The organism is Methylobacterium sp. Leaf94 (assembly GCF_001426045.1).
Classification (GTDB): domain Bacteria; phylum Pseudomonadota; class Alphaproteobacteria; order Rhizobiales; family Beijerinckiaceae; genus Methylobacterium.
In genome coordinates this window covers 48,883-71,911 of sequence record NZ_LMRM01000014.1, presented here as the reverse complement: position 1 = coordinate 71,911, position 23,029 = coordinate 48,883, and the positions used below count along the sequence as shown (strand labels likewise).

The window sequence follows — 23,029 nt, the reverse complement described above, 5'->3', positions numbered from 1 at the left end:
CCGAGCCCCCATGTGCCGAGCCCGACCGAGACCCCGCCCACTTCCGAGGCACCGATGAGCATCGCTCCGTTCAATGCCAGCACCTATCTGGGCGACCGCAACACGGCCAACCTCGTCGGCCTGAAGAGTCGCCTCGATACGCTGACGAACCAGCTCTCCAGCGGCAAGGTCGGCACGACCTATGGCAGCCTCGGCACGGGGCGGACGACCAGCCTGAGCGCGCACGCGGCCCTCAGCGCCCTCGACGGCTACGACGCGGTGATCACGAACGCGACGACCCGCGTCACCCTCGCCAACGCGAGCGTGACGCAGATCAACACCCTCGGCGACGGGATGCGGCGCTCGCTGACCGCCAGCAACAGCTCGACGATCGCCAACACACCGCAGGTCGCGCGCAACAGCCTGGACGCGGCGGTCGATGCCCTGAACGTCGATCTCGCGGGCCAATACATCTTCGGCGGTCGCGCCACCGACTCGCCCCCGGTCGCCGCCACCGACACGATGCTGAACGGCGACGTCGCCAAGGGCCTCGCCGGCCTGAAGACCCTGATATCGGAGCAGAAGACCGCGGACCTCGGTCTGCCGACCGGATCTGGCCGGGTCAGTAGTTCCGTGACCGGGACGCCGGCCAACACCGTGACGATCAGCGAGGACGGGACCGGGGCCGCCGGAACCGAGACGCGGGCCAATTTCGGTTTTCGGCTCCTCTCGGCGACGAGTTCCAACACGACGGCGATCGCCGCCAGCGCTACCACCGCCGCGACGGCTCCGCCGGTGACGTTCACCCTGGCGAAGCCGCCGGCCGAGGGGGATCGCCTTCGGATCGCGATCAATCAGCCGGACGGAACGCAGAGCTTCGTCGATCTCACCGCGAAGGCGTCCTCGTCGGCGGGCGCGACAGACACCATGCCGGTCTTCGCCACGGCGGCCGAGGCGCAGACCTACCTCAACACTCGCTTCGCACCCTCGCCGGTCGCGAGCATCCAGGGCCCCACCGATCTCGGTGTGCAAGCCAATTTCGGAACCGGCACGCCGGCGTCGCTGACGCTTGGCGTCAATGGAACACCCGTCGCGGGCGACACCGTGACGGTCAGCGTTGCCATGCGCGACGGCACGACCCAGACCCTGACCCTGACGGCCAGCCCCAACGCCGATCCGACCTCCACCACCGAGTTCTCCCTGGCAGGCGGCCCACAGGCTGTTGCGAACAGTCTCTCGCAGGCCGTCACCAATGCCCTGAAGGGTGCGGCTTCCACCAGCCTCGCGGCGAGCTCGGCGTCCCGAGCGGCACAGGATTTCTTCGCCGGGTCGCAATCCGCCGGCCTCGCACCGCGGCGCATCAGCACCGACGGCAACGGCTACGCCGAAGCGGCCAGCACCAAGACCGTGATCTGGTACACGGGCGACGACACCTCGTCGGATCCACGCGCCACGGCCACGGCGCAGATCGGGGCGAACCGGGTCCTGAACATCGGCGTGCAGGCGAACGAAGCTCCGATCCGGAAGGTGCTCGCCGGTCTCGCCATGATCGCGGCCGATGCGGGAACGACGGCAGTCAGCGGGACGCCGGAGGCCCAACGCTTCAGCGCGCTCGCCGACCACGCCGGCACCCTGCTCGTCTCGAACAACACCACGGGGGGCGTTCCGGGCATCGCCAGCGATCTCGGCCTCGCCGCCAGCACCCTCTCGGACACCAAGATGGAAAACCGGACCAACCGCAACGCCCTTCAGGGCTCGCTCGACGGCGTCGAGAACATCTCGGCGGAGGACGTGACGGCGCAGCTCCTGCAGTTGCAGACGCAGCTCCAGGCGAGCTACCAGGTCACCTCGATGCTCTCGAAGCTGAACTTAGTGAACTATCTCAGCTGAGATCGGCGAGTTGGTCCGGCGGACGGGATGGCTTAACCCAGGGGCCGGAGCGAATGCGGGAGCCCGGTCATGACCCCCAGGATGCCTACCGTGCTGGCCATGGCGATGCTGATCGTGCCCGGCCTCTCGGTGGGAGCCGGCGCGGCGGAGCGTCTCCGACCACAGGTTCAGGGGGAGAAACTTCTGCCCTGCCCGAAACAGGGTGCGGGCTTCGTCCGCGTGCCGGGCTCACCCACCTGCATCCGCCTCAGCGGCCGCGCCGTCGGTGGCATCGACGTCGGCAGCCACGGCGCCGCGCCGGTCACGGCGGGGCAGCTTTCGATCGACACGCGCAGCGAATCCGAGTTCGGGCCGGTGCGTGCCTTCGTCCGCATGGGTCACGGGCGTCCCTGACGCGCCCCGCGGACAGGCGTCCCGCCGCGCGTCCTGTTATTCAGAGGCTGCGCGACAGCACCAGCGGCTGGCTTCGCGCGACCCCGCTGCGGCCATAGGGGGAGGGGCCCTGGGACGGGCGGCCATAGACGGTGGGCGTGCGGGTGCGCCCGATCTCGTCCGCCAGGGTCTTCACGAGGCCTTCCGACACGGTTCGAGCCGTCGCCAGCACGGCCTGGTTGGTCTCCAGGGCATGGGCGAAGCGGGCATGGGCCGCCTTGAGGGTGGCGATCCCCTCCGGCGCGAAGCGCGCGAGGGCGATGGCGTTAGCCTTCGTCGCCTCGAGGCCCTGGAAATAGGCGGCCGCCAGGGCCGACTTGCGCTCGTTCTCGGCGAGGCCCTCCCGCAGGCGGCCGACGCGGATGTGGTCGCTCTCGCGGGCGAGCACGCCCTCAAGCGCTTCGAGGCTCGCGATCACCTCGGCGACCAGGGCCGTCGCCCCGGCCCGGTCCGACACGCGGGGCGCCGGAACGTCAGCTGACCTTTGCACCGGCACCCTCCTGCATTTTCATCATCTCGCGGAACACCTGGTCGGCAATACCGACGCCACCGCTCTTCACGATCTGGCCGGCGTATTCCTTGGTGAGCATCGACCGGTAGACGCCACCCCCGGTGCCGTTGTCGCCGAGCGGACCGTCGGTACCCTCGGATTGCGACAGGCGGTCGAGGGACTGCTCTAGGAACATCGATTCGAAGTCGGTCGAGGCCTTCTTAGCCTTGGCCTCGGCGGCCGACTTCGCGGTGCTACCGGCGCTCCCGCCGACCGCGCTCTGAACGGTCTTGGCGATGTCGCCGACGATGGCCTTGCCGACCCCGAGGGCGGCACTGGCGGCGAGGGGCGCGAACAGCATGGGTTCAGGTCTCCGGCTGGAGTTGGGAGAGGGCGGCGAGAGGCATCACATCACCTCGATATCGGCCTGGAGGGCGCCCGCGGCCTTGATCGCCTGCAGGATCGAGATGAGGTCGCGAGGGCCGACGCCCAGGGCGTTGAGGCCGTCGACGAGTTCGCGCAGGGTCACGCCCTCCTTGACCAGGGCGAGCTTGTTGCCGTCGCCCGTGTCGACCTTGACGCCGGTGCGCGGCACCACCGTGGTGGTGCCGCTGGAGAGGGGAGCAGGCTGGCTCACCTGCGGCTGTTCGGTGATGGTGACGGTGAGGTTGCCCTGTGCGATCGCCACGGTGGAGACCCGCACGTCGCGGCCCATCACGATGATGCCCGAACGCTCGTCGACGACGACCCGGGCGGTCTGGTCGGGCTCGACCTTCAGCTGCTCGATCTCGGTCACGAGCCGGATCATGTTGCCGGTGTAGCGGGCAGGGATCTGCAGGGTCACCGTGGCGGGATCGGTGGGTTCGGCGGTATCGGCGCCCATGAAGTCGTTAATCGCAGCGGCGATGCGCTTCGAGGTGGTGAAGTCGGGATTGCGCAGGGACAGGCGCAGCGAGCGCATGTCGTTCATCTTGAACGCCATCTCGCGCTCGATCATCGCGCCGTTCGGCACCCGCCCGTTCGTGGGAACGCCGCGGGTGATCTTGGCGGCGTCGCCTTCGGCCGAGAAGCCCGCGATGGCCACCGAGCCCTGCGCCAGGGCGTAGACCTCGCCGTCGGCGCCCAGCAGCGGCGTGACCAGGAGGGTGCCGCCCTGGAGGGACTTGGCGTCGCCGAGGGACGAGACGGTGATGTCGATGCGGTTGCCCTGGGTGGCGAAGGGCGGCAGGCTCGCGGTCACCATCACGGCCGCGAGGTTCTGGGTGCGCATGGTAGCGCCGCGGGTGTTCACGCCGAGGCGCTCCAGCATCGCCTGGAGGGACTGCTTCGTGAACGGGATGTTGTTCAGGGTGTCGCCGGTGCCGTTGAGCCCGACCACGATGCCGTAGCCCACGAGCTGATTCTGGCGCACGCCCTCCACGCTGGCGAGGTCCTTGACCCGCGACAGGGCGAGGGCGGGGACCGCCTGGCCGACCAGCATCGCCCACCCTGCCAGAAGGCAGAGGGCGAAGCGCCGGATTCGGGTGGGGCCGTTCGGAGTGTCGGTCATGGCGCACTTTGCGACGGGAAGGTCCTGTCCAGTCTGCCAGGACCATGCCAACCGAACGCTTGTGCCAAAGCGTTGTATTTGAACGATATTCTCTGGCAATACCGGCGCCGGCCGGGCAAAGGTCCCGGACGCTTCATGCCGACCCGGCACGTTCTGCCGGGTCATTTACGACCGGTTAACCACGCTTGCCGGATTCTGCCGGCGCCGGGCGGACCATCGCCCCGATCGGTCTCACCTCATGCGCGTCGACACCCGCTTCGTCACTGCCAGCACCGGCCCGAGCGCGGCACCGCGCCGGAGCGAGGGCGCGCCCGCCTTCGCCGTCGCCAACCCGGCGACGAACGCGGGCGGGCCGGGCGCCACCGCCGCGGCATCGCTCGCCGGCCTCGATGCCATCCTCACGCTTCAGAGCAACACCGATACGCCGGAGGAGCGCCGGCGCCGGTCGACCCAGCGTGGCAACGACCTGCTCGATGGGCTCGACCGGCTGAAGGCCTCCCTGATCATGGGCCGCGTCTCGACGCGCGATCTACAGGCCATCGCGGCCCGCCTGTCGGAGCGCAGCGGCACCAGCGGCGACCCCCGTCTCGATGGATTGATCGCCGAGATCGAGCTGCGGGCCGCGGTCGAACTCGCCAAGCTGTCCGCCGCCCGCGCCGCCTGAGGCGCGGGGGCCGGAGCCGACCTCAGGCCTTCGTCTTCTTGGCGCGCGGCGTGTCGTCCGATCCGGCGGCGACTTCGCTGCCCTCGGTGTCGATCCGCTCGGCGATCTGGCTCAGCAGGGCGTCGGTCTTCTTCTCCTCCTCGAGGGTCTGTTCCAGGAGCTTGGCGGCATCCTCGTAGCCAAGCTGGCGTGCCCAGGTCTTCAGGGTGCCGTAGCGGGCGATCTCGTAATGCTCGACGGCCTGGGCACAGGCAGCCAGCACCGCATCGGCGGCTGGGCTATCGCCGAAATCCTCGAGATCCTCCTCCATCTCGGAGGTAATGCCCTGCATCGCCTCGCAGGTCTTGGCGCGGGCCGGCTTGCCAATGATCTCGAAGACCTGCTGGAGCCGCTCCACCTGCTCGGCACTCTCCTCCGCGTGAGTCTCGAACGCGCTGCGAAGCTCCGCGTGCTCGGCCGCCTTGGCCGACTTCTTCAGGGCTCGGACGGATTGCTTCTCGGCGTAGTAGACGTCCTTGAGGGTCTCGTAGAACGCGTCGTGCAGGGTTTTGGCCTTGGCTGCCATGGGGCGATCTCCGAAGTCGTGACGGTGGAAAAGGATGCGATCACCAGCGGAGTCAGGGCCGAGAAACCGGAAGGGTCCCGCAAGCGTCGCCATGGGAGAACCACACCCGCCGAGGCCAGTTCCCCTGGGATTTTTCTTCAATTTCTCGCTTTGCCTGCAGTGTCTTAGGATAGAATTGCCTGGTAGCACCGAAAATTATCGTTTCCTTGAGGACACCTTCCTGGCCCTGAGAACGAGAGAAGCCAGCAATAGCTTTGCGCATGGGCCCGTGCGACCCCGACGGGACGGCGTCGCCCGCGTTCTCCGCCGGACCGCCCCGGCCTGTCGGCAGGTGCAGGTCCGGTCCTGATCCCTCGCCACTGAGACCTGCATTTTAACGCAGGACAGATTCTAGGTGACAAAGCGCAGCCGCTGTTGCAACGCACAGCCTCCGGTGGCGTGTTTGCAGCCGTTGCGTGTTTGCCGCAGCGCGCAAAACATCCGAGAGGATTGCGGTGTGCGGTAACCACGATGCGTTGTCGTGGCCTGCACCCTGCATTATAGCCACGCAAAACGATCGCCGCGGACCGGCTGCAAGAGGCGCGAATGGCGAAGGTCACGATTGAGGACGGGTACGTACCAAGTGAGAGCGAGCCGTTCATGAATGATCGGCAGCGGGAGTATTTCCGTCGCAAACTGCTCGGCTGGAAGTCCGATATTCTACGTGAGGCCCAAGATACGCTGGTCGCGTTACAGACCGAGAACGAAAATCATCCCGATTTGGCGGATCGTGCCTCGTCCGAGACGGACCGGGCCATCGAGTTGCGAGCGCGGGACCGGCAACGCAAGCTCACCGGCAAGATCGACGCCGCCCTGGCGCGGCTGGAGGACGGTTCCTACGGCTATTGCGAGGAGACCGGCGAGCCGATCTCGCTGAAGCGCCTGGATGCCCGCCCCATCGCGACGCTGTCGCTCGAGGCGCAGGAGCGTCACGAGCGACGCGAGCGCGTCTACCGGGACGACTGAGCGGGCTGGTCGCGGGCGGACCGCGATCCAAACCGTTCTCCGAGAGGGACGAACGGGCTCCGACGGGGCTCAGAACGGCAGGAGCACGTCGACCAGCTGCTGACCGTAGCGCGGCTGCTGCACATCGGTGATCTGGCCGCGTCCGCCATAGGCGATCCGGGCCTGGGCGATCTTGCTCGAATCGATGGTGTTGTCGGACTCGATGTCCTCGGGCCGGACCACGCCCGCGACGATGAGTTCGCGGACCTCGAAGTTGATGCGGATCTCCTGCTTGCCCTCCACCACGAGGTTTCCATTGGGCAGGACCTGCGTGACGATGGCCGCGACGCTGGTGGTGACGGTCTCGTTGCGCTGAACCGAACCGGCACCGTCGCTCGATGTGGTCGAGGTGGCGTTGATGAGCTTGTCGGGGCTGATCCCGGCCGCCGTCACCCCCTTGCTGCTCTCCAGGCCGAAGGCGTTGGGCAGGCCGAAACCCTCGGCGTTCGAGCGCGAGCGCTTGGTCTCGTTGTTCAGGTTCGCCTTATCGGTGACATTGACCTTCACGGTGACGAGGTCGCCGATTCGGGCGGCCCGCTGGTCCTTGAAGAAGGCGCGCGAGCCTGTCCGCCACAGGGAGTTCGGAGCGTACGAGACCGGCTGGACCTCCGGCATCGGCAGGCGCACCGGTTTGTAGCCGGCCTGGGCGGTCGGGTCCTCGATGGCCGAGAGGGCTGGCGTCGCACCGATCTGGGATAGTCGGTCCGCAGTGTTGCAGGCGCCGAGGGTCGTGCAGAGGAGCGCGACGGCGAGGGCTGGAGAGACGCGGTGGGTCATCGGGACCGAACCTTTGGCAAACCGAAAAGGGACGCGGACGGGGCGGCTCAGCGCTGAAGCGCGGGACCGTCGAGGGCGGCGCTGGCCTGGCGCACCAGGGGCGCGGGACCGACGGAAACGCGGCCGGGTCCGATCACGGTGGCGGACAGGATCTTCTTCGAGACCGGGTTGGTGACCGTGATCATGGCGCCGAGGCGGCCACCCTCGTTGGCCAGTCCCCGGAGGGAAAGATTGAGACCGGGGGAATCGAAGAGGATCGTGACGGCCTCGCCCCGGGCCACGAGGTCGGGCGGCGCGAGGTCGCCCGAGCGCAGGATTGCACCGGCACCGAGGCTGCGCTGCGCCACCTGTCCGGCGAGATCGCCGAGGGACCCCTGCGCGTCCGACGGTGTCGCTTCGCGCGGACGGCGCTCGAGGGTCAGGTCAGCCGCGTTGATCGTCTCGCCGCGATTGAGGCTGCGCCCCAGGACGGCGACCTCCCGGATCTCCATGACCTGGCCCGAGACCCGGAGGGATGCCTGGCGCTCGCCCAGGGTGATTAGGCCGGCGATCCGGCGCGAGCGCGGATCGTAGCTGAGGTCGAGGGCGACGGCCTGACCGTTCAGGTCCAGGGGCGCCAGAAGGGTCGGGGACTCGCCATCGAGGCGAATGGCGAGGTTGCGCGGATCGACGCCGTAGCCGGATTCCAGGGCGCGCTTCAGGGCGGCCTCGATCTCCGGCTGCGTCACCCGGCGGGCGGCGCGCTGGACCGAGACCTGGACCCGGCCGCCGGTCTCCACCGGGCCGAGCCCGAGACCGGCCATCGCATCGGCGATGCGACGCGCCTGGATCGTGCCGGTGGCGCCAAGGGCCGGCGCCCGGAACAGCGGACGCTGCGCCGTCTCCGCAGAGGCCCCCTCGACGAGGTCGCCGAGGGTGAGGACGTCGCCGCGGGCGGTGACGTCGCCGCGCAAGCGCAGGCTCGCCCCGGCGGGGCGGGCCTCCTGGGCCAGGACCTGGAAGGTGAGGAACGAGAAGGCCAGGACGGCCAGCAGGGTTCGGCCCACGATGGCGACGCTCAGGGTCGAGACCCGGATCGGGCGGCGGGGGGGGATCTGTCTGAGCGCATGCATGGTCAGGACCTCGATCAGCTGCGGAACATCTGGGAGGTGGTCGAGAGCATCTGGTCGGCGGCGGTCACCACCTTCGAGTTCATCTCGTAGGCGCGCTGTGCCGCGATCAGCGACGAGATCTCGGTGACGGCGTTGACGTTCGCCTCCTCGAGATAGCTCTGCTGCAGGTTGCCGAACCCTTCCGAGCCCGGCAGACCGTTGATCGCCGGACCGGACCCGGCGGTCTCGATGAACAGGTTGTCGCCGATCGATTCGAGGCCGACCTTGTTGACGAAGCGGGCGAGCTGGAACTGGCCCAGGGCCTGCGGCGCGGTCTGCCCTGGCACGGTGGCCTGGACTGCTCCCTGGGCGCTGATCGTCACCGACGTGGCGTTGTTCGGCACCGTCACCCCGGGATCGACGAGGTAGCCGTCGCGGGTGACGAGCTGCCCCTGGGCCGAGAGGTCGAACGAGCCGTCGCGGGTGTAGGCCGTGCGCCCGTCCGGCAGCGTCACCCGGAACAGGCCTTCGCCGCGAATGGCGACGTCGTATTCCTTCTCGGTGCTCGTCAGCGTCCCCTGCGACATCACCCGGGCGGTCGACGTCGTCTTCACGCCCGAGCCGATGGCGAGGCCTGCGGGCAGCTGCGTGTTCTGGTCGGAGGTCGAGGAGCCCGCCCGGCGCAGGTTCTGGTAGAGCAGATCCTGGAAATGCGGCTGCTGGCGCTTGTAGCCGGTGGTGCGCAGGTTCGCGATGTTGTTCGAGATGACCTGGACGTTGAGTTCCTGGGCCGCCATGCCGGTGGCGGCGGCGTAGAGGGCGCGCATCTGCTGAGATCCTTACGCGACGTCGGCGAGACGGCGGATCGCCGTGCCGCGCAGATCGTCGAGGCGCGAGATCACGCCCGAGACCATGGTGTAGGTGCGGTTCACGTCCATGAGCCGGGTCATCTCGATGACGGGCTTCACGTTCGAGCGCTCCAGGGCGCCGGCCTCCACCCGGCCGGCGAGGCCGGCGGCCTGCGGCTGTGCCGCGGAGGCGTAGAGATTCGCGCCCTCGTTGGTCAGCGCCTGGGGATTGGCGAAGGTGACGAGGCGGACGCGGCCGCGGATGCCGAGGTTGGTCGAGACCGTGCCGTCCGGGCCGATCGACACGCCGGTCTCCTGCTGGCCGATCTGGATCGGCCCCGCCTCGCCTTGCACCGGGTACCCGTCGCTGGTGACCAGCGTCCCCTGGGCGTCGGTCTCGAACGCGCCGTTGCGGGTGTAGCGATCGCCATTCGGGGTGCGCACCACCAGGAAGGCCTCGCCGCGCACCGCCACGTGGAGGGGATTGCCGGTCTGCTCGATGGGTCCTTGGGCGAGGTCCAGGGCGGTGCCCTGGTCGATCACGTAGGAGACGCGGCGGTCCGGCCTCTGGAAGGAATCCGCGCTCGCCACCGGCATCAGGTATTCCTGGAACCGGCTGTTGCGCCCCTTGAAGCCGTTGGTGGAGATGTTGGCCATGTTGTTGGCGATGACGTCCAGCTCGCGCTGGAGCGCGACCTGGCTCGAAACCCCCACGAACAATGCGTTCTGCATGACACTCTCAGCCCCGACGAGCGACGATGTCCCGACATCCGCATGGGCCGTGCCAGCTCTGAAAATCCGTATTTTACGAACATCGTCAATATCTTAAATAGACATCGACGACCAGGCAGCGCCTGCCGTGTCCGACCGCGCGGCAAGTCCGACCCGGCAGCTTTTGCCGCCTTAACGACGCGTTAACCTTGCTGGCCCGATACCTCTGCGAGGGTCGATATCCGAGGGTGTCGATGTCGTCGAGCGGGTCCCGCTCGCCCCACCGCGCAGTCCCGAGGTCCAGCGATGGCCAAGAAGCCGAAGAAGGCCACCGCCGAGGGTGAGGAGGGCGCGGAGGGCGAGGCCCCGAAAGGCGGCAAGAAGAAGCTCATCATCATCGGCGCGGTGGTGCTGGCGCTGGTGGGTGGCAGCGGTTTCGTCTTCCTGAAGAAGAAGGCCGGCGACGGCCACGCCGAAGCGGCCGCCGAGGTGAAGAAGCCGGTCGTGTTCCTCGATGTCCGCGAGATGATGGTCAATCTCGCCAGCGAGCCGGGCCAGGACCGGACGCGCTTCGCCAAGATCAAGGTCGCGATCGAGCTCAAGGACGCCAAGGTCGAGGGCGAGGTGAAGCCCCTGATGCCGCGCATCGAGGACGCCTTCCAGGTCTACCTGCGCGAACTGCGTGCGAGCGACCTCGCCGGGTCGGCCGGCATCTATCGCCTGCGCGAGGAATTGCTGCGCCGGGTCAACGTCGCCATCCACCCGGCCCGGGCGGAGGCGGTCCTCTTCAAGGACGTGGTGATCCAGTAGGCGGGCGCCGCCGATTGGGATGGATGAAGTTTCGCAGGTGACGAGAGTCTGATGGCCGGACCGGAAGACGAGATCGACGAGGACGACTGGGCCGCAGCCCTCATCGCCCAGAACGGCGAGGGAGGCGAAGCCTCGCTCGCCGACGAGTGGGGCGCGGCACTCGCCGAACAGGGCACCACCACGCATGCCAGCGACGTCGCCGCCGAATGGGCGACGATGATCGAGGACGGGGAGACCGACAATCTCCCCGAACTCGCCGGCAACGACCGCATCCTGAACCAGGACGAGATCGACGGCGTCCTCGGCTTCTCCCTGCGCGAGCTCTCGGCCTCGGGGGCCGGAGGCGTCCGCGCCATCGTCGATTCGGGCGTCGTCCAGTACGAACGCCTGCCGATGCTGGAAATCGTCTTCGACCGGATGATCCGGTTGTTGTCGACCAGCCTGCGCAACTTCTTCCAGGACAACGTCGAGGTGACCCTCGACAACATCACCTCGGTGCGCTTCGGCGACTACCTGAACGCGATCCCGCTGCCGACCCTGCTCGGCGTCTTCCGGGCCGATGCCTGGGAGAATTCCGGCCTCGTCACGGTGGAATCCAATCTCGCCTACTCGACCCTCGACCTGCTCCTCGGCGGCAAGCGCGGCGGCTCCTCGACCCGCCTCGACGGACGCCCCTTCACCACTATCGAAATGCAGCTCGTGCGGCGCCTGGTGGAGATCATCCTCACGGACCTCGAGCTCTCGTTCCAGCCGCTCTCGCCGGTGCGCTTCGCCATCGACCGGATCGAGACCAACCCGCGCTTTGCGACCATCACCCGGCCCGCCAACGCCGCCATCCTGATCAGCCTCAAGCTCGACATGGATGGACGCGGCGGCCTGCTGCAGATCCTGTTCCCCTACGCCACCATCGAGCCGATCCGTGAACTGCTCATGCAGAGCTTCATGGGCGAGAAGCTCGGCCGCGACCACGTCTGGGAGAGCCACCTCGCCACGGAGATCTGGCAGGCCGACGCGACCATGGAGGCGGTGCTGCACGAGATGATGCTGCCGTTGAAGAAGGTGCTGTCGCTCAAGGTCGGCGATACGCTGATGTTCGACACCAAACCCTCGGACCTGATCGCGATCCGCTGCGGCGACTGGGCCCTGACCCAGGGCCGGATCGGCCGGATCGACGACAACATCGCGGTGCAGCTCACCCGGCCGCTGCGCCGGTCGCGCACCACGCTCCAGGCCTTCGAAGCCTCCATGAACAACCGCAACGACGGGTGACGCGACCAGCCATGAGCCTCCTCGTTACCCTCCTGGCCGATGGCCTCGTCGCCGTCCTGCTGGTCGCCAGCATCGTCTCCTCGATGCGCCTGAGCGGCCGCATCACCAAGCTCAAGTCCGACGAGGCGGCCCTGCGCCAGACCATCGGCGACCTCGTCATGGCGAGCTCCACCGCCGAACGGGCCATCGTCGGCCTGCGCGCCACCCTCGACGAGTGCGACCGGACCCTGGCCGACCGCCTCGGCACCGCCGAGCGCTACGCCACCGACCTCGCCGCCCACGTGGAGGCGGGTGAGACGGTGATCGCCCGCATCGCCTCCATCGTGGCCCAGGCCGCCCCGACCCGCGAGCTCGCGCGCACGGCGGCCCCGGCACCGGAGCCGCGTGACCTCGAGCGCGTGGTCCCGCCCGTCCGCGTCGCACCGCCCGCACCGTCGAGCCCCAACGGCGAGCGCCTTGGGGTCGCCGCCGCCGCCGCCCTGGCCATGTCCGAGCGCGCCCTCGGCCGCCTGCGGAGCAAGGCCGCGTGACGAAGGCGCCCCCCGGGAAACGGACCGGCAGCCTGGTCCGGTTCCGTCAGACGCGGCCGCTGAAGCTGCGCCTGATCGATGCCGTGACCCTGGCGGCGGCCGGGCTTCTGGTGCTGAAGGTCGCGGCCATCGCGGTGGAGGAATCGAAGCCGCAACCGGGCGCGGCGATGCCGGAGTTCGCGCGCGTCCTCGCCAAGGCCCGCACGAATTACGAGCCCGCAGACCCGTCGACCACCGGCTCGGTGACGCCGAAGGAACCCGAGAAGCCGGCTCCGGAGCCCGAGAAGCCGGCACCGCGTCCACCGCCGCCGGAGCCGATGCCGGCGTCCGAGCGCGCCCTCCTCGAGCGCCTCGCCGCGCGGCGCGATACCCTCAAGCAGCGCAGCGAGGCCCTCGATCTGCGCGAGCAGCTGCTCGGCACCGCCGAGCGCAAGCTGGAAGAGGGCGTCGACACGCTCAAGCAGGGTGAGGACAAGGCCGAAGGAGGCGGCTCGCAGCGCGCCGAAGCCGAGCGGGCCGCGCTGAAGAACATCGTCACAATGTACGAGACGATGAAGCCGAAGGACGCCGCGCGGGTGTTCGACCGGCTGAGCCTCGACGTCCTCGTGCCGATCGTTCTGGCGATGAATCCCCGCAAGATGGCCGAGGTGCTGGCGCTGATGCAGTCGGAGCCCGCGGAGAAGCTCACCGTGGCCCTGGCCAATCGGGCGCGCGGGCAGGCCGGCGGCCCGGCAGCCACGGTCGCGGCCGGTCTCGCCCCGAACGAACTCCCGGCGATCGACGCACCGACGCCTCCGCCCCGGCGCTGACCACCCTGACGTTTGCAGGCGGTCATCCACTGGGTTGTCCGCGCCTCCATTGCGCGTTCGTCCGCGCCCGACTAGGGGCAGGCATCCCGAGCGGATGAAATCCCCACCGCACGGGTTCGGGGAGCCAAGCACGTGCCGTCCATCAGCCTGATCCGAGTCCTCGCCGTCCTGAGCTTCGCCCTGACCGTGGCGGCTCCCGTCGCGGCACAGGACGCCGAAGCTCCGACCGCCACCGAGGCGCCGGCCAAGCCGAAACCGCGCAAGGCCGCCCCGCCGAAGCCGGCTCCGGCGAAGCCCGCGGCGCCGATGCCGGCCGCCGCCTCCGCGCCTCCGACCACCACGGCCGGCTGGCCGACCGGTGCGAGCTCCCTCACCGAGGTCTATGGCGACTGGACCGTGACCTGCGCGAAGGCCGAGGCCAAGGCCGACGCGAAGGCGGAATGCGCGGTGATGCAGGCCCAGGGGGCCAAGGGCCGTCGCGAATTCGCCCTGGAGATCCGGACGCCCAACGATGGGCGCGCGCAGGGCTTCATCCTGATGCCGCTCGGCCTCGCCATCGAGCCCGGCATTTCGTTCAAGCTCGACGAGGCCGTCCTCGGCAAGGGCGCGCCCTATCTGTCCTGCAGCCAGGAGGGATGCCTCGTGCCCATCAGCCTGCCCACCCTGGCGACCGACACGATGAAGACCGCCAAGAACCTGCTGGTTTCCGCGACGAAGCCGGAGGCCAAAGAACCCGTCACCATCACGGTACCGCTCGAAGGATTCGCCAACGCGCTGGCGCGCGCCATCGGGCTGACGAGCTGAGCGGGACCGTGGCGCGGCCGGACCCGAGGAGCGTAGCTATGAAGAGATCGGCCCTGCTGACCCGAAGCCTGATGACCCTGATGGTGGCCGGAGCCCTGGCGGCGCCGGCATGGGCCCAGGAGGAACGGCCACCCGAGAAGCCGCCCGCCCCCCCGCCGACGGCCGCCGAGGCCAAAGCCGAACGCCAGAAGAACAGCGCAGCCAAGCTCGCCGGCCTGCTCGCTTTCGTGGAAACCTACTGCCGCGACCTCAAACCGAACTCCGAGCGCTTGAATTCCGTCGTCGCCGGCCTCGGTGTCGCATCCGACGATCTGGTCCAGGGTGACCTGAACCTGCGCAGCCGGGCCTATACGGAGATCTACACCAAGGACATTTCCGCCAATTGCGCGCGCGCCGCCGAGAATTTTGGCGAGACTGGCCGGACGATCCCGGGTCTGATCACCAAACGTTAGCGGTCCGGAGAAAGCGCCACCGCGTCTTAAGCGCCCGTTAGCCTCGACACGCGAGAGTGGCCGGACAGTGCGGCGTAAGGCGGATCGACTCGGTTGCGAGTCACTCCGCCCCATGGGTTTGGCGTATCCAGCGATGGCTCTCGATGCCGGTATCGCGACACGACGGCGTCGGCTTCGGGCTGGCTTCGCCGCGATCTCGATCATGGCTGCGGCTCTCTGCGGGGGGACGGAGGCGACCGCCGCACGCCTCACGGCGATCAAGGGCGCGCAGAGCGAGCGCTACGGTCGCCTCGTCCTGACCTTCGACGGCCCGGTTTCGGTCAAGGCGCGGATGTCCGGGTCCGTGCTCGTCCTCGGCTTCTCGGAGAAGGCGAGCGCCGGCTCCGAGCGCATCGCCGCCGAGATGCCGGACTACGTCACAGCCGTGCGGCGCGATCCCGACGGACTGGGCCTACGCCTTGCCCTGCAACGCCCCTACCGCGTCAACGTCCAGGAGGCGGGGGAGAAGGTGTTCGTCGATCTCCTGCCGCAGGACTGGAGCGGTCTGCCGCCGGCCCTGCCGCCGGAGGTGGTGGCCGAGCTGTTCCGGCGGACCCAGGCCGCTGAGGCGGCCTTGCGGGCGGCGCGCCCCCCCGCCGAGCCGAAGACCCTGCGCATCGAACTGGCGCATCTTCCGACGCTCACCCGCCTGAGCCTGCGTGCACCGGCGTCCGCCGCACCGCGCTTCGAGGCCGTCGGCCCGGCCATGCGCCTCGCGATTCCGGGAGCCTGGCGCATCGACGAGGTCGCCACCCGCGGGCGCCTGAAGCCGTCCATCGAGAGCCTGGCGGCCGAGAGCGACGAGACCGGCGCCCGTCTTCTCGTCACCCCAGCGGACGGCTACGAGATCCGAACCTTCAGCGACGAGGACGGCGCGACGATCGACCTCGTCCGAAAGCCTGCCGAGAAGGCCAAGCCCAGCGCGCAGGATGCGAAGGCCGGGGAGGGCGCTGGGCCCGTCGGCGAGGCCAAAACGACCGAGACCAAGACGACCGAGACCAAGGGAGTTGAGACCAGAGCGACGGAGGTGAGGGCGGCAGAACCCAAACCCGAGAAGGCCCCGCAGCGGTCGCCGAGGCAGACCACGGAGACGTCCGGGACTGCACCGGCGGCTCCCGTCGCCGCGACGGTTCAGCGCCCTGCCGGACCGGGCCTCGCGTTCCCGTTCAAGACCATGCCGCCGGCCGCTTTGTTCGAGCACGCGGGCATCGCCAACCTGGTCTTCGAGACCGCAGAGCCGGTCGTCGTCCCCGCGGGCGATCCCATGCTCGCGCCGCTCGGTCCGCCAGTGCGAACCGGTCGGATCGTGACCGTGCGCTTTCCTGTTCCGCGCGACCGGCTCCTGGACCTTGTGCCGGTCGGCCCCGCCGGGGCCCCGACCGGCTGGGAGTTGGTGGCCAGCGAGAACCTGTCTGCGAGCGACGCCCTCTCGGCGATTCGCGTCACCGATGCGGCCGGGCGGATCAGTGTCGGCGTGCGCCTCCCGAACCCCGGGGTCGCCTCCTGGCTCAGCCTCGACGGGGAGCGCATCGCCGTCGTGACGGGCCGGGGCCCGAAGCCGGCCGGAATTCCGAAACGGCAGATCTTCGTCGACTTCGAATTGCTGCCGAGCCGGCAGGGCGTCGCAGTCCTGGCGCAGGCGGACGACCTCCTCGTGCGGCCGGACCTCGACGGGGTCGCGATCAGCCGGGAAAGCGGCATGGCCGTCTCCGGCGTCGCGCGCCCCGCCGAGGCGCCCCTGATAACCCTCAGCGACCTCGCCGTGGACCGGGGTCCCTGGGAGGCCTCGCAGCGCGGCGACACCCGCGAGTTGATCCGCGACCAGCTTCAAGCGGCCGCGGAGGCACCGCGTGCCGCGCGCGGACCGCTCCGAATGGTCCTGGCGCGCACGATGCTCGCCAATCGCCTCTCCCTGGAAGCGCTCGGCGTCCTCAAGACCGCCTTCGGCGACGATCCCGTCCTGGCCGGCCAGCGCGATGTTCCGATGCTGACCGTGATCGGAAACGCCCTGATCGGGCGCATGTCCGACATGCGCACGGGTCTGGCCGTCGAGATCCTCAGGAACGATCCCGAGGCGCGGCTGTGGCAGGGCTACCTCGAAGCCCTCGAAGGCCGCTGGAGCGCGGCCGATGCCTCGTTCCGCGCGACCGCGAGCGTGCTCGACCGCTACCCCGAAGACCTCCAGGCCCTCCTGCGCACCGCAGCCGCCGAGGCCGCGGTCGAGACGGGAGACTGGGATGCAGCCAACCGCCAGATCGTCGCGGCCACCCGCGCAGCGGACCGCCCGATCCAGGAACGACTGGCCTTGCTGCGCGCCCGGATCGACGAGGTCACCGGCCAGACCGTGGCCGCCCTCGATGCCTACGAGCGCCTCAGCGAAAGCGGAGAGGCAGGGGTCGCCGCCTCGGCCCGCCTGAGGGCCACCGTGCTGGGGCACGCGGCGGGGAAGGTCACGGTGGCGGATGCCATCGAGCGCCTGGAGCTGCTGGCCCTGTCCTGGCACGGCGGCGACCTCGAACCGCGAACCATCTCGGCCCTGGCCAAGCTCTACGTCGAGGCGGGACGCTGGCGTCAGGCGATGATGACCGCCCGCCGCGCCGATTCCACCGGCACCGATTCGCCACTGGTGCGCGACGTGCACGACATGGCCCAGACCCTCTTCGAGGATCTCTACCTCGGTGAGCGCAGCTCCAAGCTGTCCGGGGTCGAGGCCCTGGCACTGTATTTCGACTTCAAGGAGTTCGCGCCGCTGGGCCGTCGCGGCGACGAGATCGTGCGCCGGCTGTCGGATCGCCTGGTGGAGTTGGACCTCCTCGATTCTGCGGGCGAATTGCTGCAGCATCAGGTCGACCATCGCCTGACGGGGCCCAGCCGTGCGGGCACGGCGGCGCGACTCGCTGCCATCCGGCTCATGGACGAGAAGCCCCTGCAGGCCCTCCAGACCCTGGACGCCACCTACCTGCCCGAACTCCCCGAGGATCTGCGCCGGGCGCGGGCGCTGCTGCGGGCGCGTGCCCTGTCCGACCTGTCCCGCACCGACCTCGCTCTCGAGACCATCGAGGGCGAGACGGGGCCGGATGCCGAGCGCCTCAGGGCGGACATCCTCTGGACCGGCCGGCGCTGGCGCGACGCCGGGGAGGCGCACGAGGCACTGGTCGGCGATGCCTGGCGCCGCCGCGTGCCCCTCGACGACGACGCCCGCACGGACATCCTGCGCGCGGCGATCGCCTACGGGCTCGCTGGCGAGACCCTTGGCCTCGAGCGCCTCCGGGCGAAATTTGCGGGTCCGATGGCCGAGAGCGTCGATGCCCGCACTTTCGCCCTTCTCACCCAAGCCAACGCCGTCCGCACCGCGGGCTTCCGCGAAATCGCGCAGAAGGCCACCAGTGCCGAAACGCTCCAGGCGTTCCTCTCGGAATACCGCAAGCGCTATCCCGAGAGCGCCGTGCCGGCGCCGGGCAAGCGCGAGACGGATGCGCGGGCCGACGCCCAGGCGAGTGCGACCCCGCCCGGCTGAGCGGGGACGACGTCACGCCGGACATGCGGCGTAAAAGCCTGATGCGATTCGCCGAATTCTGTCGGGCCCAGCGCAACAAACGCGCCGCGGCGACGTTCTGCCTCCAATCCCAATCACCCGTGCGGCTTACGTTCCAGCCCGGCACAGCAGAGGCCTTCCCATGCTCACGGAACCGCTCGACACCACGACCGGAAAGACCCACCTCGACATCTTCGACACGCAGCAGCGCAGCGCGATGGCCACGCGCCTCGGCGTGTCGGAAGATCGCCTGAAGCGCGCCGTGCGCCTCGTCGGCAACCGCATCTCGACCCTGAAAAGCTACCTCGAGCGCTAATCGCGCGAACCGGCATGTGACGATAGGGAAGGGCGCTCTCGGGCGCCCTTTTTCGTGCGCGGCCACCGGCTTACGCGGCCCTTCAGGTCCCGTAGCTCTGCACCAGCGAGCCCGCCACCAGGGTCCAGCCGTCGACGAGGACGAAGAAGATCAGCTTGAACGGCAACGCCACGGTCGCCGGTGGCACCATCATCATGCCAACGGCCATGAGGATCGAGGCGACGACGAGGTCGATGATCAGGAAGGGGATGAACAGCAGGAAGCCGATCTCGAACGCACGGCGCAACTCGGAGATCATGAAGGCCGGCGTCACCACTTCGAGGCCCACGGCTTCGGGGCCGGCCGGAACCGGCGCCTTCGCCATGTCCAGGAAGAGCTTGAGATCCTTCTCGCGGACGTTCTTCAGCATGAAGGTCTTGAAGGGTGCGGAGGCGCGCTCGAAGGCGACGCTCTGCGTGATCTGCCCGGCGATCAGCGGCTCGATGCCATTGCGATAGGCCTCGCGCCCGACCGGTGCCATCACGAAGGCGGTCAGGAACAGCGCGAGGCTGGTGACGACCGCGTTGGGCGGGGCACTCTGCGTCCCCAGCGCCGAGCGCAGAATCGACAGCACCACCACGATCCGGGTGAAGGACGTGGCCATCACCAGCACCGAGGGCGCCAGTGCGAGGACGGTCAGAAGCGCGACGAGCTGGAGGGCCCGTTCGGTCACCCCGCCGGTGCCGAGATCGACCGAAAGGCTTTGGGCCTGCACCGCCGTCGTGGCACAGGCCAGCCCCAGGCCGATCGGGACCGGCAGGCGCAAGCGTCTCAGGGGGAAGGAGCGGGGTTCGGTCATACCGGTTCCGGGCGATGCGACGCGATGCGGCCGCGCGCCCCTCTTAGCATTCGCGCCCCGGGCCGCATCCCCGTGCGAGGCCATGCGAACTCGGCCCCGGCGGGGTGTGCGGGTCGGGTGCGGGGCGCCCCCGGATCCGTCTACTGCTTGCGATCCAGAGGGCGGCCGAGTAGCCGCGCGAACTCCGCCTCGATCTCTTCCACGGAGAACGGATTAGGGCTGGCTGGCGCCTTTGCGGGCGCAGGAGCGGGAGGCGGCGGGGTCGGCGCTGCGGCGGGTGGCGATTCGATCACCGCCGGGGGAGCGGCATCTTCGACCTCCGGCGCGTCGGCGACCGCCGCGTGGATCACGGGGTCCGGCTCGATCGGAGCAGACTGAAGCGGAGCGGGCGGCTCCACCGGCACGGCCTCGAGCTCTGGCTCCTCGATACGATCGGCGAAGAGCACGTCGTCGACGGCAGACCGCGGTTCTACGGCGATCCGCTCGTCCGATGCCGACGTCTCAGCGGTGGCCGCCATCGCGGCGGCGATGGGATCGATGCCGGACGCCTCGGCGACCGGGACCCGGTTCACCTCCGGCTGGGGTTCGACGCGCGCTTCCGGGGCGTCAGGCCTGTCTTCGGGCATCGCAGGCGCGACGGCCTCAGCCACGGGGCTCTGCATGGGCATGGCGGGACGGACCGCCGCCGAGGGTCGGCGCAGGGCCTCCTCCAGCTGGCGTGCCATGTCGGAGAGGATCGCGGCATCGACGCCGCGGGCTGTGGGTGCCGAGACGGGAGATGCCGAGACGGGAGGCGCCGGTGCGGCGACCGCCTCCGCGGGCGTGTCACGACCGGTTTCGGGCTCGGATCCCCGCTCCGGCAGGCCGACGCGGTCCGCGATCGCGGCAGGAACGAAGTTCGCCAGGGAGGGCGGCGTCCGGCGCATGACGCGCGCAATCTGGGAGTCGCGCTGTCGCGGCGCGGCCGGCTCCGGGGCCGGGACGCCCGGCATCGGCTCTAGGGCAGCCGCACGCGGGCGATCGCCCAGGGGTGGGGCCACCTCGTAATCCGCGCCGGGGGACGGCACCGCCATCTCGAAGACCGGCTCACGATAGGGAGCAACGGGCGGACCGGATGGCGCCAGGCTCGGGACCGGAGCCTGCTCGGATACCGGCGGTTCCGGCATCGTCTTCAGCACCGGCTCGGGAGCCTCGTCGAAGGCGGTCTCATCGGACGCCATCCGGGCGCTCATGCCGCGCAGGATGTTGCGCTCGATCACGACGTCGTTGGGGCCGCCCACGAGAAGCAGATGCTCGACATTGTCGCGCCGCAGCAGGATCAGCTGGCGCTGACGGTCGAGCTCATAGATGTCGACGATACCGAGGCGCGGCTGGCGGCCGCGGGGAGAATTCTTGCCGGAGAGGGGCGATCCCTTCCCGCCGAGTCGCCGGATCAGGAAGACGCCCGCCGCAAGGATGAGGAAGATGACGACGAAGATGATGGCGAACTGGAGGGGAAACGAGCCATCCGAGCTGAAGAACGATGACAAGACCGGGGTCTCTCGCTTTTGGGGCTCGTGGCCCGACGCAACACTGGAAAACCCAGTATCATGTCCGGCGCCAGCGCGGGCAACAACGTTAAGACTTCGTTAACAGCTCCTTTGGCCAAGACAAATTCGGTAATGTCTTGAAGGACTTGCGGTTCGCCAAGGACGCCCCGCCGCCCGATCCGATCACGGAGCGGCGGGGTGTGCCGTGTCTCCACGGCGAAGCCGATACGCAACGCGGCTTGGATTGACAGTGCCCCGCCTGCGGTTAGCGGCGCATCAAGCGCTCGTCTGCGCCTCGTCTCGAAACGGGACCCGCCAGCGGTCCTGGCGCGTTGGATGGGCGGCACAGCCGGAGGTGGTTCGACGTGGCATCCGTGGAAGATCAGCATCAAGCGCATCTGCGCGACGCGGTCGCGTTGGCCCGCGACAACGTTCTCCGGGGCGGGCGCCCCTACGGCGCCGTGATCGTACGCGATGGCGATGTGCTGTCGCGGGCCGTCAACACCATCGCGATCACCCAGGATCCCACCGACCACGCCGAGATGGTGGCGATCCGGGAAGTGAGCCGTCGCCTCGGGCGGCCGAAGCTCGACGGTTGCATCGTCTATGCCAGCGGTCGCCCCTGCCCGATGTGCCATGCGGCCATGCGCTTGGCCGGCATTAAACAGGCCTACTTCGCCTACAGCGCGGAGGAGGGCGAGCGCCACGGACTCCTCGGCGCCGGCATCTATGCCGAACTCTGCCAGCCCCTGGGCGATCAACCGATGCGCGTGGAGCACCTCCCCGTGGCGGTGGAGGACCATCCCTACGTGCTCTGGCGCGAGCGGCAGGGCGCCTCCGAGACGGGTTGAGGCGATGACCGTTCCGCGTTGGATCCCCTTCCTCGCCGCCGGCCTCTTCCTCGCGGCCGCCATCACCCTCGGCGTTCTCTGGAGCCGCGGTGCCCTCCGCCATCCCAGCGAGGATGCCCGGTCGGCCGGTCCGCCTGCGGCTTGTGCGCCCCTCAATCCCAGCGGGCCGCCGCCGGCGGAATGCCCACAGGCGAAACCACCCACGCAGAGAACGCCCTGAGGTCTGTTCTTACTTCGAGGGAGACGCCCGGGGTTTAACCGGGCGTTAACCATGGGGGCGGCAGATTTTGCCGGTCCCACCGGGCAGATTCTTCCGGGTGAGGGGAGGGTCCAGCCCATGTCCGTCACCGACCTGCCCATTCTCGGCATGCTGCGCACGCGGATGCAGTGGCACCAGACGCGCCAGAAGCTCCTGGCCGAGAACGTGGCGAATGCCGACCTGCCCGGCTTCAAGCCGCGGGATCTCGCCAGCCCCGACCTCGGACGATCCGGTCCCGTCCTGTCGCAGCCGCAGGGCGCCACCACGAGCAGCAGCCTCGCGGTGACCAACGTGTCCCACATCGCCCCGGGTGGAGGCCCGGACGGTCCCGGAGCCGACCCGCGCCGCGTGAAGGACTTCGAGATCCGTCCCAACGGCAACGGCGTCAATCTCGAAGAGGAGATGATGAAGGCCGGCGACAACCAGGCGGATTATCAGCTGGCCGCCTCGCTCTACCAGAAGAGCCTCGACACCATCAAAATCGCCATCGGCAAGCGCTGAGCGGCCATCCAACGCCTGACGGAGCGCGCCATGGACTTCCTGAAATCCCTCACCACCGCCGCCTCGGGCCTGAAGGCCCAGTCGAGCCGGATGCGAATCATCGCCGAGAACATCGCCAACGCGGATTCCGCGCCGAGCGCCGTCGGCGGCCAGCCCTATCGCCGCAAGATCCCGACCTTCACCCAGCAGGTCGACCGCGAGACCGGCGCGTCGCTGATCGAGGCGGGGCGGGTGCGCCGCGATACCTCGCCGTTCCGGACCAAGTACGATCCGGGCAATCCGAGCGCCAACGCCAGGGGCGAGGTGGCGATGCCCAACGTCAACGGCCTGATCGAGAACATGGACATGCGCGAGGCCCAGCGCTCCTACGAGGCCAACCTCAACATGGTCACGGCAACCCGCCGCATGGTCGCCAAGACCCTCGAGATCCTCAAGGCCTGACCGCCG

General features: G+C 69.2%; 25 protein-coding genes. 15 read left to right on the top strand and 10 right to left on the bottom strand.

Annotation, left to right across the window (positions count from 1 at the left end; all coding sequences use genetic code 11):
• Window positions 1-54: 54 nt before the first annotated feature.
• On the top strand, window positions 55-1,869 hold the full coding sequence (locus ASG63_RS10945; protein ID WP_056215924.1) for a hypothetical protein: 1,815 nt from the start codon (window positions 55-57) through the stop codon (window positions 1,867-1,869).
• Between the two features lie 69 nt (window positions 1,870-1,938).
• Complete coding sequence (locus ASG63_RS10940; protein ID WP_156394153.1) at window positions 1,939-2,262, top strand: porin; 324 nt, start codon at window positions 1,939-1,941, stop codon at window positions 2,260-2,262.
• Window positions 2,263-2,302: 40 nt separating this feature from the next.
• On the opposite strand, the gene ASG63_RS10935 is transcribed toward ASG63_RS10940, so the two are convergent.
• The 3 genes from ASG63_RS10935 to ASG63_RS10925 are packed head-to-tail and all read right to left on the bottom strand — an operon-like array spanning window position 2,303 to window position 4,271.
• Window positions 2,303-2,791: a hypothetical protein gene (locus ASG63_RS10935; RefSeq protein WP_056215960.1), complete on the bottom strand. Its 489-nt coding sequence runs from the start codon at window positions 2,789-2,791 to the stop codon at window positions 2,303-2,305.
• Entirely contained in the window at window positions 2,775-3,152 is a 378-nt protein-coding gene (locus ASG63_RS10930) for a rod-binding protein (protein ID WP_056215917.1), read from the bottom strand. The genes ASG63_RS10935 and ASG63_RS10930 overlap by 17 nt, the downstream gene beginning before the upstream one ends.
• 45 nt (window positions 3,153-3,197) lie before the next feature.
• A complete protein-coding gene (locus ASG63_RS10925; RefSeq protein WP_244479637.1) occupies window positions 3,198-4,271 on the bottom strand; it encodes a flagellar basal body P-ring protein FlgI in 1,074 nt (357 codons plus the stop codon).
• 307 nt (window positions 4,272-4,578) lie between these two features.
• Here ASG63_RS10925 and ASG63_RS10920 point away from each other — a divergent pair, with 307 nt between their 5' ends.
• The gene (locus ASG63_RS10920) at window positions 4,579-5,004 is read left to right on the top strand and encodes a flagellar assembly protein FliX (RefSeq protein WP_056215912.1); all 426 of its coding nucleotides are present in this window, start codon (window positions 4,579-4,581) and stop codon (window positions 5,002-5,004) included.
• Window positions 5,005-5,026: 22 nt separating this feature from the next.
• Here ASG63_RS10920 and ASG63_RS10915 read toward each other — a convergent pair whose 3' ends face one another.
• Window positions 5,027-5,569 (bottom strand): YciE/YciF ferroxidase family protein, encoded by a 543-nt coding sequence (locus ASG63_RS10915; RefSeq protein WP_056215910.1) that lies wholly within the window; start codon window positions 5,567-5,569, stop codon window positions 5,027-5,029.
• A 585-nt stretch (window positions 5,570-6,154) separates the two neighbouring features.
• Here ASG63_RS10915 and dksA point away from each other — a divergent pair.
• Window positions 6,155-6,574, top strand: coding sequence for an RNA polymerase-binding protein DksA (gene dksA / locus ASG63_RS10910; RefSeq protein WP_055951344.1), 420 nt, complete (start codon window positions 6,155-6,157; stop codon window positions 6,572-6,574).
• 69 nt (window positions 6,575-6,643) lie between these two features.
• On the opposite strand, the gene flgH is transcribed toward dksA, so the two are convergent.
• Genes flgH through flgF form a run of 4 tightly spaced genes read right to left on the bottom strand, consistent with a single transcriptional unit; the run spans window position 6,644 to window position 10,061 of the window.
• Entirely contained in the window at window positions 6,644-7,390 is a 747-nt protein-coding gene (flgH, locus tag ASG63_RS10905; protein WP_056215907.1) for a flagellar basal body L-ring protein FlgH, read from the bottom strand.
• A gap of 47 nt (window positions 7,391-7,437) precedes the next feature.
• The gene (gene flgA / locus ASG63_RS10900; protein ID WP_056215903.1) at window positions 7,438-8,502 is read right to left on the bottom strand and encodes a flagellar basal body P-ring formation chaperone FlgA; all 1,065 of its coding nucleotides are present in this window, start codon (window positions 8,500-8,502) and stop codon (window positions 7,438-7,440) included.
• A gap of 14 nt (window positions 8,503-8,516) precedes the next feature.
• The gene (gene flgG, locus ASG63_RS10895) at window positions 8,517-9,308 is read right to left on the bottom strand and encodes a flagellar basal-body rod protein FlgG (RefSeq protein WP_055951334.1); all 792 of its coding nucleotides are present in this window, start codon (window positions 9,306-9,308) and stop codon (window positions 8,517-8,519) included.
• A 12-nt stretch (window positions 9,309-9,320) separates the two neighbouring features.
• On the bottom strand, window positions 9,321-10,061 hold the full coding sequence (flgF, locus tag ASG63_RS10890; RefSeq protein WP_056215900.1) for a flagellar basal-body rod protein FlgF: 741 nt from the start codon (window positions 10,059-10,061) through the stop codon (window positions 9,321-9,323).
• Between the two features lie 285 nt (window positions 10,062-10,346).
• On the opposite strand from flgF, the gene fliL reads away from it, so the two are divergent.
• The 8 genes from fliL to ASG63_RS24125 all read left to right on the top strand — a co-directional run bounded on the left by fliL (window position 10,347) and on the right by ASG63_RS24125 (window position 18,604).
• A complete protein-coding gene (gene fliL / locus ASG63_RS10885; RefSeq protein WP_056215895.1) occupies window positions 10,347-10,850 on the top strand; it encodes a flagellar basal body-associated protein FliL in 504 nt (167 codons plus the stop codon).
• 51 nt (window positions 10,851-10,901) lie between these two features.
• Complete coding sequence (gene fliM, locus ASG63_RS10880; protein ID WP_056215891.1) at window positions 10,902-12,119, top strand: flagellar motor switch protein FliM; 1,218 nt, start codon at window positions 10,902-10,904, stop codon at window positions 12,117-12,119.
• Between the two features lie 11 nt (window positions 12,120-12,130).
• Window positions 12,131-12,649 carry a DUF6468 domain-containing protein gene (locus tag ASG63_RS10875; protein WP_056215888.1) on the top strand — a complete coding sequence of 173 codons (519 nt, stop codon included), beginning with the start codon at window positions 12,131-12,133 and terminating at the stop codon, window positions 12,647-12,649.
• Window positions 12,646-13,458, top strand: coding sequence for a MotE family protein (locus tag ASG63_RS10870; RefSeq protein WP_244479871.1), 813 nt, complete (start codon window positions 12,646-12,648; stop codon window positions 13,456-13,458). The genes ASG63_RS10875 and ASG63_RS10870 overlap by 4 nt, the downstream gene beginning before the upstream one ends.
• Before the next feature lie 132 nt (window positions 13,459-13,590).
• The gene (locus ASG63_RS10865) at window positions 13,591-14,262 is read left to right on the top strand and encodes an invasion associated locus B family protein (protein ID WP_056215884.1); all 672 of its coding nucleotides are present in this window, start codon (window positions 13,591-13,593) and stop codon (window positions 14,260-14,262) included.
• Between the two features lie 71 nt (window positions 14,263-14,333).
• Window positions 14,334-14,714, top strand: a complete 381-nt coding sequence (locus ASG63_RS10860; protein ID WP_156394152.1) for a hypothetical protein — start codon at window positions 14,334-14,336, stop codon at window positions 14,712-14,714.
• A 133-nt stretch (window positions 14,715-14,847) separates the two neighbouring features.
• Complete coding sequence (locus ASG63_RS10855) at window positions 14,848-18,270, top strand: hypothetical protein (protein ID WP_056215878.1); 3,423 nt, start codon at window positions 14,848-14,850, stop codon at window positions 18,268-18,270.
• Window positions 18,271-18,430: 160 nt separating this feature from the next.
• Complete coding sequence (locus ASG63_RS24125; RefSeq protein ID WP_082487900.1) at window positions 18,431-18,604, top strand: DUF3606 domain-containing protein; 174 nt, start codon at window positions 18,431-18,433, stop codon at window positions 18,602-18,604.
• An 82-nt stretch (window positions 18,605-18,686) separates the two neighbouring features.
• Here ASG63_RS24125 and fliP read toward each other — a convergent pair whose 3' ends face one another.
• The gene (fliP, locus tag ASG63_RS10850) at window positions 18,687-19,442 is read right to left on the bottom strand and encodes a flagellar type III secretion system pore protein FliP (protein ID WP_056215874.1); all 756 of its coding nucleotides are present in this window, start codon (window positions 19,440-19,442) and stop codon (window positions 18,687-18,689) included.
• Window positions 19,443-19,582: 140 nt separating this feature from the next.
• The gene (locus ASG63_RS10845; protein WP_056215870.1) at window positions 19,583-20,971 is read right to left on the bottom strand and encodes a hypothetical protein; all 1,389 of its coding nucleotides are present in this window, start codon (window positions 20,969-20,971) and stop codon (window positions 19,583-19,585) included.
• A 365-nt stretch (window positions 20,972-21,336) separates the two neighbouring features.
• On the opposite strand from ASG63_RS10845, the gene ASG63_RS10840 reads away from it, so the two are divergent.
• From ASG63_RS10840 to flgC, 3 genes are all read left to right on the top strand, one after another.
• Window positions 21,337-21,822: a nucleoside deaminase gene (locus ASG63_RS10840; RefSeq protein ID WP_244479636.1), complete on the top strand. Its 486-nt coding sequence runs from the start codon at window positions 21,337-21,339 to the stop codon at window positions 21,820-21,822.
• A 337-nt stretch (window positions 21,823-22,159) separates the two neighbouring features.
• Window positions 22,160-22,582 carry a flagellar basal body rod protein FlgB gene (gene flgB, locus ASG63_RS10835; protein WP_056215862.1) on the top strand — a complete coding sequence of 141 codons (423 nt, stop codon included), beginning with the start codon at window positions 22,160-22,162 and terminating at the stop codon, window positions 22,580-22,582.
• Between the two features lie 30 nt (window positions 22,583-22,612).
• Window positions 22,613-23,023 carry a flagellar basal body rod protein FlgC gene (gene flgC, locus ASG63_RS10830; RefSeq protein WP_056215858.1) on the top strand — a complete coding sequence of 137 codons (411 nt, stop codon included), beginning with the start codon at window positions 22,613-22,615 and terminating at the stop codon, window positions 23,021-23,023.
• The last annotated feature ends 6 nt before the right edge of the window (window positions 23,024-23,029 follow it).

What these genes read in the sequence shown, in the direction of transcription:
- ASG63_RS10945 (WP_056215924.1), top strand. Translation starts at nt 55, where the DNA reads ATGAGCATCGCTCCGTTCAATGCCAGCACCTATCTGGGCGACCGCAAC.
- ASG63_RS10940 (WP_156394153.1), top strand. Translation starts at nt 1,939, where the DNA reads ATGACCCCCAGGATGCCTACCGTGCTGGCCATGGCGATGCTGATCGTG.
- ASG63_RS10930 (WP_056215917.1), bottom strand. Translation starts at nt 3,152, where the DNA reads ATGCTGTTCGCGCCCCTCGCCGCCAGTGCCGCCCTCGGGGTCGGCAAG.
- ASG63_RS10925 (WP_244479637.1), bottom strand. Translation starts at nt 4,271, where the DNA reads ATGCTGGTCGGCCAGGCGGTCCCCGCCCTCGCCCTGTCGCGGGTCAAG.
- ASG63_RS10920 (WP_056215912.1), top strand. Translation starts at nt 4,579, where the DNA reads ATGCGCGTCGACACCCGCTTCGTCACTGCCAGCACCGGCCCGAGCGCG.
- ASG63_RS10915 (WP_056215910.1), bottom strand. Translation starts at nt 5,569, where the DNA reads ATGGCAGCCAAGGCCAAAACCCTGCACGACGCGTTCTACGAGACCCTC.
- dksA (WP_055951344.1), top strand. Translation starts at nt 6,155, where the DNA reads ATGGCGAAGGTCACGATTGAGGACGGGTACGTACCAAGTGAGAGCGAG.
- flgH (WP_056215907.1), bottom strand. Translation starts at nt 7,390, where the DNA reads ATGACCCACCGCGTCTCTCCAGCCCTCGCCGTCGCGCTCCTCTGCACG.
- flgA (WP_056215903.1), bottom strand. Translation starts at nt 8,502, where the DNA reads ATGCATGCGCTCAGACAGATCCCCCCCCGCCGCCCGATCCGGGTCTCG.
- flgG (WP_055951334.1), bottom strand. Translation starts at nt 9,308, where the DNA reads ATGCGCGCCCTCTACGCCGCCGCCACCGGCATGGCGGCCCAGGAACTC.
- flgF (WP_056215900.1), bottom strand. Translation starts at nt 10,061, where the DNA reads ATGCAGAACGCATTGTTCGTGGGGGTTTCGAGCCAGGTCGCGCTCCAG.
- fliL (WP_056215895.1), top strand. Translation starts at nt 10,347, where the DNA reads ATGGCCAAGAAGCCGAAGAAGGCCACCGCCGAGGGTGAGGAGGGCGCG.
- fliM (WP_056215891.1), top strand. Translation starts at nt 10,902, where the DNA reads ATGGCCGGACCGGAAGACGAGATCGACGAGGACGACTGGGCCGCAGCC.
- ASG63_RS10875 (WP_056215888.1), top strand. Translation starts at nt 12,131, where the DNA reads ATGAGCCTCCTCGTTACCCTCCTGGCCGATGGCCTCGTCGCCGTCCTG.
- ASG63_RS10860 (WP_156394152.1), top strand. Translation starts at nt 14,334, where the DNA reads ATGACCCTGATGGTGGCCGGAGCCCTGGCGGCGCCGGCATGGGCCCAG.
- ASG63_RS10855 (WP_056215878.1), top strand. Translation starts at nt 14,848, where the DNA reads ATGGCTCTCGATGCCGGTATCGCGACACGACGGCGTCGGCTTCGGGCT.
- ASG63_RS24125 (WP_082487900.1), top strand. Translation starts at nt 18,431, where the DNA reads ATGCTCACGGAACCGCTCGACACCACGACCGGAAAGACCCACCTCGAC.
- fliP (WP_056215874.1), bottom strand. Translation starts at nt 19,442, where the DNA reads ATGACCGAACCCCGCTCCTTCCCCCTGAGACGCTTGCGCCTGCCGGTC.
- flgB (WP_056215862.1), top strand. Translation starts at nt 22,160, where the DNA reads ATGTCCGTCACCGACCTGCCCATTCTCGGCATGCTGCGCACGCGGATG.
- flgC (WP_056215858.1), top strand. Translation starts at nt 22,613, where the DNA reads ATGGACTTCCTGAAATCCCTCACCACCGCCGCCTCGGGCCTGAAGGCC.